General features: G+C 59.3%; 1 protein-coding gene. It reads right to left on the bottom strand.

Annotated features, from left to right (window positions below):
- Nucleotides 1-97: 97 nt before the first annotated feature.
- A complete protein-coding gene (locus ACF8AM_RS19120) occupies nucleotides 98-2,803 on the bottom strand; it encodes a hypothetical protein (protein ID WP_392557184.1) in 2,706 nt (901 codons plus the stop codon).
- Nucleotides 2,804-3,232: the final 429 nt, after the last annotated feature.

Below are 3,232 nucleotides of genomic sequence, written 5' to 3'. Positions count from 1 at the left end.
TGGACGGGTGCCATTCACCCGTCCATAGATACTGTAGGTCGGCGTCTCTGGCGATGAAACCACCCGAGATAGGGCGCCCATTCAGTTCCGTCGTTTCTTAGCGGTCCGCGTAGACCATCGTCGACTCTTCTTTGGTGACTGGTTTCGGCGACTGATCGCTGATCACAATGGCTTTCACCAGGTGCGTATCCGGAGTGACGCCGCGGACACGAACGCGGTAAGTGCGTTCCGACCCCGCCGGCATTTCTTGCTCGGGGGCGAAGATCATTCCGCCTTGGCCGTCGGGGCGAACGTCCGCGTCGGACCCAATCACTTCCATTCCGGAAGGCACAACCAAGCGGACTTGGACGTTCGAGTCGTTTCGCGATCCCGTGTTTTGCAGACGGATTTCGTAGGTGGTTTCAGCCCCTTGTTCGATTGGGTCGGCCAAGTCGGAAATGCTGAAGCTGAGTTCCGCTTGCGATTCCACTCGCACGGTGCTTTCGCTGGTAGCCCGCGAGTTGAGGTCGGCGGTGGCTTCTAACTGAATGGCTTGTTCGCCTTCTTCAACCGGCAGCAACGTCAATGGAACCTTGGCTGGTTTGCCCGGCGGCAAAGACGCGACCGACCAGAGCACGGCGTGTCGGTTGGGATCGTAGTAGCCAGCGTTCTCGGTGCTGACGAAGGTGAAGCCACGGTCCAGGCGAGCGATGATTTCGACGTTGGTCGCTGGAGCGGTCCCGCGGTTGATCAATTCGACTTCGTATGTCGCTTGTCGTTCCAGGAATCGCAGCCCAGGTCCGGTCAATCGAATGTCGATCTCAGGAGCGACCACTTCCACCTCCACCGTGTGGCTGGTGGGTTCCGCATCGTCAGACACCAACTGAACGGTGTTTCGGACCAAGCCTGGTTCGACGGCACGCATTCGCAATACTTCGCGGCGGACTTCACCTGGGCGAAGTGTGTTCAAGAACGAATCCAGTTCGCGACCGCCGGGGTGATCCATTCCTTCGGGCACGTCTTCGCGAAGGACGACGTTGGTGGCGGCACCGGATCCGACGTTGGCGACTTCCAATTCGATTTCCAATTGTTGACCGATCAACACTTTGGCAGGTGCATGTTGAGTCACCTTGAGTTCGGGACGCGTGCTTCGGGTTCGTACCGAGGCGGCGGCTTCAAAAGTCACGCGAGCGATGCTGCCCAGTTCGCCTTCTTCGATCGGTGTCAGGCTCATCGTGATGACGCGTTGCTCGCCAGCCGGCAGGGCTCCGAGTTCCCACATCAAGGCATCGCCTTGCATGACAGGGTTGCCCGATGCATCGTTGAAACGCATGCCCGCTGGGATGGTGTCGTGTACTCGCACGCCCAAGGCTTCTGCGGTTCCAACGTTTTGAACGTTGAGCTTGAACGTGGCGGGTTGGCCGACTTTGACTTCGGGAGGCGCTTCTTTGTGGATCACGATGCTGGGTGTTTGCATGCCTTCTAAGCGTCGTTCGCCAGGCATGGCAAATGCGGTTGGCTGGGCGGCGGTGGTTTGATTGCCGCCGTAGTTGTTGTTGGCACCGGGGGCTGCGTAGTTGGGTTCCGGCAGTCCGCGTTGGCTGGCAAAGCGAGTGGATGCGGCGGGGGCTGGATCGTTGTAGCCTGGCATACCACTGACGCCATTGTTCGTCGGTTCGGGCGATCCGAATTGATCGGTGGAACCAAACTGGGTGGGGCTGTCAAACTGGTTTGTCGGGCGAGGTTGCTCGCGTGAGTCGGCTGGGTTGGCACGGCCGGCTGTTTGGTCTGCACCTGCAAATTGGTCAGGAGCGCCGTAGGCGGTTGGGCGTGGCCCCGAACGCAGGCCGTTGGGGCTCATGGGTTCCGGTTGTGCAAATTGATTGGGTTGGTCAACTGCCTGATCGCCAGGAGCGTTGGCGTTCATGCCACCTGGGAAACCATCCGCGGGTTGTGCAAACGAAGCCGATGCTTGTGGTTGAGGGGCTGGCAAGTTTGGCAGCGACTCATGGGGCATTTGGCTGGGCTCAGGCATCCGCATGTCATTCATGGGGATGTCCGCGGGAGCTTCGTTTGCGAAGCCATCGGTAGGTGGCGTGCTGAACGACATGCCGGGCATGCTCATCGCCGGGCCGGCGTCTTGTGGTTGGTTCGTTGGGGCGGCGTCGGTTGGTTGTTCGGGTGTCGTCATCGACACGCTCATGTCGGGCAGTCCTAATCCAGCCGGCATCGACAGGTCCGCTTCGGGCATGGTTAGGTTGGCTTCGGGCATCGGGGCCGGAGCTGGAGTGTCGGGAGCGTCTTCAGGTTGATCCATCGGTGGCATGTTCATGCCGATCGAGGCAGGCATTTCCATGGCCGACATGGTCATGCTGGGCCCCGTTTCTTGTGGCCCAGCGTCTTGTGGCCCAGTTTCTTGTGGGGCTGGTTCTGGCATCGTCAGCGGAGCAGGTCCGTCGGCCGGTTCGTTGTGGCTGGCCATCTCGACGGGTTGCGATACGAACGTTTCGTCCGAGTAGCCCGCTTGTTGAATGATCCCGGGGTCCGACGATTCTTCGTGGGCGCCGAGGAAGTTCATGGGCGCGCCGTCGTCCGTGGTCGGCATCGAAATGGGCGATGGCATCTCGGATTGCCAGCGAGGCGCATCCAGAGCCGGCACGTTTTGATCGGCCAGTTGGGTGTCGCTGGGGAGTTCGCTTTGTTGAGCCTGTGCGGCGGCAAAGGCCCCAAGAAGAATCGTTGCGACTCCGCCGGTCAGGCGGTAGCCAATTCGTTTGCCGAAAATTTCCATCGTTCGCATTCCTTTGCGTGTCTTTCGCTTCATCCTGGCGAAAGTCTGGTTCCAGGCATGTCGGGGTATCAGATCCCGGCTTCATGAAACAACCCCAGAAATTGAAACCGATTCGATCGAACCGCGAATCCGAGGGAGCGGTCGTCAGGCGACGACCCTTGTTTGACAGTTATCGCTGGAGCGAATGGGCGTCGGTGAACGCGGTGATTTGGGGCGTAGGCGAAAGCGGGCGTGTTGTGCTGGCGAGCCATTGATTGCGTGAAAGGGGGGATGATGTCCCTTTCGTGTTTCCTGAGAATGGTTGTCGCGTCGCTTGCGGGAGGGGGTGGCCTGTTCTGTATGACGCAAAACGTTTTTGTTTTGTATCGAATGGCGGCGGATTTGCTTTCGGTCAGCGTCTCCTGTTGAGAGATTTGTAACAACCTGGTGGGGGATATCGCGTTTTCTGGCTCATTGGTTAGG

This window comes from Rhodopirellula sp. JB055, assembly GCF_043100905.1.
Taxonomy (GTDB): domain Bacteria; phylum Planctomycetota; class Planctomycetia; order Pirellulales; family Pirellulaceae; genus Rhodopirellula.
Note: the sequence above shows the minus strand (reverse complement) of the source record. Positions and strands in the feature narration are given on the sequence as shown.

What these genes read in the sequence shown, in the direction of transcription:
- ACF8AM_RS19120 (WP_392557184.1), bottom strand. Translation starts at nt 2,803, where the DNA reads ATGAAGCGAAAGACACGCAAAGGAATGCGAACGATGGAAATTTTCGGC.